Below are 5,944 nucleotides of genomic sequence, written 5' to 3'. Positions count from 1 at the left end.
TGTACAAACTAAAATCAGAAAAAGAGAAAATCTGCACGGTGGGATATTGTTGAAAAAAAAATTCCACCCCTTTTGCGACAGCCTCTTAGGGGGCGGGAGCGCAGAAATACGCTCTTGCTACCCGACACGACATGCATTTCAACAATTTTAAGCCTTTCTAATGGCGAACCAGCTCATGATGATAGAAGTCTGAATGAAGCAATTTCACAGTTACATCATTGGCAAATGATATTACAGAGTGTTGTCGGACAAATTTCCAAATAACGCAGCTTCCTATGGTATTTCTCAAAAAGGCATCTATTACTTCAAAGGTTTTCGATACATTAACGAGTTCTATTATAAACTTGATAGGATCCCATTTTGGCTTGATAATAAATTTGAGATATGAAAAATATCGCTATTACTTTTATTACGAATTCAGCGCATTAGCCAAGTAGGAATCTCACTTCGTTTAAAATTGAAGTCTCAGATTCTATCTGGATTGATGGATATGGGAAACGCTGACGCTCTTAATTTTTAGCAAACATTTTCGTCAAAGTAACTAGCTGATCTTGCGAAACAGATTGATTTACCTGTGATAAATAATTTTTCATCGCTGCCTCAAGAGTGTCAAAGTCACAACACTTGCTAATTAAGACTATTGCATAACCTTTTGAGACAATTTTATATAGCTTATTCGCTCTCTTCTGGAGCTTTTCTTTATTCTTACGCAAATACTGCTGTTGTAAATTAAGAAGATTTTGATACTTTGGCGCTTGTGCTGATAGATCTAATAGGTTTTTTTCAGAACTTAATACAGGAACCATATTGTTTAGCTGTACCATTCCAAGTTTGTTCTCTTCATTACCTAGTTCGTGCATTTTGAAAATTAGAGGGGAGGTATCTGGGATGCTGTCCTGTTTTGATTTGTATGAAGTCAGCGGAGCTAAAAATTCTACTCCATTGACCTCAAGCACAACACCAATATACGGTCTTCCTTTATTCTCTCGAACTTTTCCATCACAACTTTTTAAATATTTGATGTAGGCATCATCAATAACGTAAAATTTCACCAATCAACTCCTTGATAGCAAAAAGCCTCGCAAAAGCGAGGCTAATAATTTTTTTAACTCCACACTTGACGGTAGTGACTCACCGATTCTTTTAACTTCACACTTAACGGTAGTGACTCACCTTTGACTTGATTATAATTCGACTAAAACATTAGTCAACCAATATTGTACAACCACTTTTTGTTAAAAAGTGAAATAAATATTTAATAGATTCAATAACAAACGTCACAATCAGTAAAAACCTTTATTTTTTAATTGGTTACAATCTATGCAATTTGGTGTGCTGATACTCTTCTTCCATAAGTTAGCATCGTCACCAGGATGAGTGAAATAACGGACACTTGAAGAACCTTAGATAGAAGTTTTAGCCGTTATTCTGTCCTATTAACAATATGTTTAACCATTAATCTTACTATATTAGCCACCATTCTTTACGTTTCACAAACTTGGCTGATAACCAAAAAGTTCTCAAGTGGATATTACATTTATAAATAAAGGTGAACCCCGGATCACGGGGCTTACAGATTGAAATTTAACAAATAACTCTACGTATTTTTTAAAACGGAATATCATCATCGAAATCAATGGGTGGCTCAGCTGGTGTAGCTGGAGCAGTTTTACCGGAATGGGCAGCAGGCGCTGGCGCGTTACCACTAAACTGTTGGGTTGGTTGCGGCTGTTGTGGTTGCCCCCAACCACCCGCTGGATTATTTTGTGGCATGCCTTCTTGTGAGCCACCACGCGCACCTAACATTTGCATGGTACCACCAATATTCACCACCACTTCGGTAGAGTAGCGATCCTGACCATTTTGATCTTGCCATTTACGAGTTTGTAGTGAGCCTTCTATATAAACTTGTGAACCTTTACGCAAATATTCATCTGCCACTTCCGCCAGCTTGCCAAAGATCACAACGCGGTGCCATTCTGTTTTTTCCCGCATTTCACCACTTTGCTTATCACGCCAACTTTCAGAGGTTGCCAGAGTAAGATTCGCAACCGCACCACCATTTGGCATATAACGAATTTCAGGATCTTGTCCCAAGTTGCCGATAAGTATGACTTTGTTAATGCCTCTGCTGGCCATTCTCTACTCCTGATGAATTAATTTTTAATATTGCTAGTTTAACATGCTAACACGTTATTGAATATGCAAACCAAACCGTTGCCATTGCGCTTTGCGAAACGCCTTAGAAAATTATACTGCAATATTGCTAAATTTTTTCAAGTTTGGCTATTAAATTGCAGAATATGACTCCCTATACTGTACTGTATATTCATTCAGCCAAAATTGTGTAATAATAAAACGTTTTATTTATTGTTTGAATATGTTCTCATCCGGGATGTGGTATATGGATAACATTGAAGTCAGAGGTGCGCGCACCCATAATTTAAAAAATATCAATTTAATTATTCCTCGCGATAAATTAATTGTTATTACTGGGTTATCAGGTTCAGGAAAATCTTCTCTGGCATTCGATACCCTGTATGCAGAAGGTCAGCGCCGTTATGTTGAGTCACTGTCTGCCTATGCTCGGCAGTTTTTATCCTTAATGGAAAAACCGGATGTTGATCATATTGAAGGGCTGTCACCAGCCATTTCAATTGAACAGAAATCCACTTCACACAATCCACGTTCAACGGTAGGTACTATTACCGAAATCCATGATTATTTACGTTTGTTGTTTGCCCGTGTCGGCGAACCCCGCTGCCCAGATCACGATATTCCGTTAACCGCCCAGACGGTTAGTCAGATGGTTGATAATGTCCTGGCGCTGCCGGAAGGTAAGCGACTGATGTTGCTAGCACCGGTAGTTAAAGAACGTAAAGGTGAACATATCAAGCTACTGGATAATCTGGCAGCCCAAGGTTATATTCGTGCCCGCATTGATGGTGAAGTGTGCGATCTATCCGATCCACCTAAATTAGAACTACATAAAAAACATACCATTGAAGTGGTGGTTGATCGTTTTAAAGTTCGTGCTGACCTGGCACAACGGCTAGCTGAATCGTTTGAAACCACGCTTGAGTTATCAGGTGGTACTGCAGTTATCACTGATATGGATGACAACCAGGCAACCGAATCAGTTTTCTCCGCTAATTTTGCCTGCCCTGTCTGCGGTTATAGCATGAGCGAATTAGAACCGCGCCTGTTTTCTTTTAACAATCCAGCGGGTGCCTGTAGTTCCTGTGATGGGCTCGGAGTACAACAATTTTTCGACCCAGAACGCGTGATCCAAAATGAGGAAATTTCTTTAGCTGGCGGGGCAATTAGTGGTTGGGATCGCCGTAATTTTTATTATTTCCAGATGCTACAGTCGTTAGCTAAACACTATAAATTTGATGTTGAAGCCACATTTAGTTCGTTAGAACCATCGATTAAGCAAATGATCTTATATGGCTCCGGCAAAGAAGCGATTGAATTTAAATATCAAAACGATCGCGGCGATGTTACTGTCAGATACCATCCCTTTGAAGGGGTGATCCATAATATGGAGCGTCGCTATAAAGAAACCGAGTCGATGGCGGTACGCGAGGAGTTGGCAAAATATATCAATAATCGGCCATGTATTGCTTGCCATGGCACCCGCTTACGGCAAGAAGCCCGTTATGTATTTATTGAAAATACCACCCTGCCTGAAATTTCCGATTTTAGTATCGGCCATGCGATGACATTTTTCCAAACATTGCAGCTCAGTGGGCAACGGGCACAAATTGCGGAAAAAATTCTGAAAGAGATTAACGATCGGTTAAAATTTTTGGTCAATGTGGGATTAAATTACCTGTCTCTTTCCCGCTCAGCTGAAACATTATCCGGTGGCGAAGCACAGCGCATTCGGCTAGCAAGCCAAATCGGTGCCGGTTTAGTTGGTGTCATGTATGTATTGGATGAGCCATCAATTGGTTTACATCAACGAGATAATGACCGGTTGTTACAGACTCTGCTGCATTTACGTAATTTAGGCAATACGGTTATAGTGGTGGAACATGATGAAGATGCGATCCGTGCTGCCGATCACATTATCGATATCGGCCCAGGCGCCGGCATACATGGAGGACGCATTGTTGCTCAAGGCAACCTGGACGATATTATTAGCAATCCAGATTCATTAACCGGTAAATACCTTAGTGGTGAACGTAAAATCGCCATCCCGCCCAAACGAGTAGCTATCGATGCAGAAAAAACCCTGAAACTGATTGGTGCACAAGGTAATAATCTAAAAAATGTCACGCTGGAGTTGCCTGTTGGCTTATTTACCTGTATTACCGGCGTTTCCGGCTCAGGTAAATCAACTCTAATTAATGATACGTTATTTCCTATTGCTCAGCGGCAATTAAATAAGGCTACTAATGCCACTCCAGCAACTTACACCGATATCGAAGGTTTACAATATTTCGATAAAGTGATTGATATTGACCAAAGTCCAATTGGCAGAACGCCACGTTCCAATCCAGCCACTTACACTGGCGTATTTACGCCAGTACGTGAATTATTTGCCGGCGTACCCGAGTCTCGTGCGCGAGGTTATACACCAGGAAGGTTTAGTTTTAATGTCAAAGGCGGTCGCTGCGAAGCCTGCCAGGGTGATGGCGTGATCAAAGTTGAGATGCATTTTCTACCTGACGTCTATGTTCCCTGTGATCACTGTAAGGGCAAACGCTATAATCGTGAAACGTTAGAGATCAAATATAAAGGTAAAAATATTCATGAAGTATTAGAAATGACCATTGAGGAAGCACGTGAATATTTTGCTGCGGTTCCAGCGCTAGCGCGTAAATTGCAAACATTGATCGACGTTGGGCTTTCCTATATTCGCTTAGGTCAATCCGCAACAACCTTATCGGGTGGTGAAGCACAACGGGTTAAGTTATCTCGGGAACTTTCCAAACGCGGTACCGGCCAAACGCTCTATATTTTGGATGAACCGACTACCGGTTTACATTTTGCTGATATTCAACAACTGTTGCATGTATTACATCAACTCCGTGATCAGGGCAATACTATTGTGATCATTGAACACAATTTAGATGTGATTAAGACCGCCGACTGGATCGTTGATCTGGGGCCTGAAGGCGGTAGTGGTGGTGGTGAGATTTTATTTGCCGGTACACCCGAACAGATAGTCAAATGTAAGCAATCACATACCGCTCAGTTTTTAAAACCGATCCTAAAACGCGGTTACTAATCAGCAGTAATTTCCGCTATCGAAATTGAAAAATAGCCCGGCGCAGCTGCCGGGAACAATATTGCTCAACAATATTGTTGAGCAATAATCAAAGTGCAATATTTGATAATAAGAAATTCTTTTTTATGCTAGTTCCATGCTGATAATCGGTTTGGCTGCTGTCTCTGATGGCATAAATGCAAAAATTCTCCATCTATTGTATTATTAACAAAAGTTAACGATAAGAACGAATTTTCAGCAAGAATAATCTTAGGCTGATTCTTTCTTCTTCACCTTGTATCTTGAAAAGGGTTTAAAATAGCCACGAGTGAATTTGGCAAGGTGTATGCAGCCCGATTTCTCCTAGGGCTCATAGCCCGTAAGTCAGCTAATAAGCGTGTTGCTTAATAGTGAAATAAGGGTGTTTCGGTGATTGAAGTAAATTTTACGCTGTTCTGAGATGGAAATTCCAAAGACCTGCGCTAAGGAGTAAGAAGGTATCATCAATAAAGGGTCTACGATTCCGTAAAATTTGGGTCATGCAACCGAGGCGCTTGATACCCGCGATGGCGTGTTCAACTGTAATACGGATGCCCGAGATTATTTTATTTTCTTGTTTTTGTTCAGGCGATAAAGGTCTTTTTCGAGTTCCTTTTTTTGGGATTTGTGTATTAGGATGCTGTTTATCTATACCTTGAAAACCGGTATCTGCCCAGATGGTTACCT

General features: G+C 40.7%; 4 protein-coding genes. 1 reads left to right on the top strand and 3 read right to left on the bottom strand.

All coding sequences use genetic code 11. The features are described 5' to 3' along the window. Positions 1 to 509 precede the first annotated feature (509 nt). Positions 510 to 1,052, bottom strand: a complete 543-nt coding sequence (locus CBG25_RS10865; RefSeq protein ID WP_290606603.1) for a type III toxin-antitoxin system ToxN/AbiQ family toxin — start codon at positions 1,050 to 1,052, stop codon at positions 510 to 512. Positions 1,053 to 1,608: 556 nt separating this feature from the next. Then, positions 1,609 to 2,139, bottom strand: a complete 531-nt coding sequence (locus CBG25_RS10860) for a single-stranded DNA-binding protein (protein ID WP_290606602.1) — start codon at positions 2,137 to 2,139, stop codon at positions 1,609 to 1,611. A 265-nt stretch (positions 2,140 to 2,404) separates the two neighbouring features. On the opposite strand from CBG25_RS10860, the gene uvrA reads away from it, so the two are divergent. Continuing rightward, positions 2,405 to 5,239, top strand: coding sequence for an excinuclease ABC subunit UvrA (gene uvrA, locus CBG25_RS10855; protein ID WP_290606601.1), 2,835 nt, complete (start codon positions 2,405 to 2,407; stop codon positions 5,237 to 5,239). A gap of 424 nt (positions 5,240 to 5,663) precedes the next feature. Here the strand turns inward: uvrA and CBG25_RS10850 are convergent. Beyond that, the coding region (locus CBG25_RS10850; RefSeq protein WP_290603775.1) for a transposase family protein at positions 5,664 to 5,944 on the bottom strand (281 nt) is incomplete at its 5' end.

This window comes from Arsenophonus sp. ENCA, assembly GCF_002287155.1.
GTDB lineage: Bacteria > Pseudomonadota > Gammaproteobacteria > Enterobacterales > Enterobacteriaceae > Arsenophonus > Arsenophonus nilaparvatae.
Note: the sequence above shows the minus strand (reverse complement) of the source record. Positions and strands in the feature narration are given on the sequence as shown.

Excerpts from the sequence above, each read along its gene's own strand:
- CBG25_RS10860 (WP_290606602.1), bottom strand. The coding sequence starts at position 2,139 with ATGGCCAGCAGAGGCATTAACAAAGTCATACTTATCGGCAACTTGGGA.
- uvrA (WP_290606601.1), top strand. The coding sequence starts at position 2,405 with ATGGATAACATTGAAGTCAGAGGTGCGCGCACCCATAATTTAAAAAAT.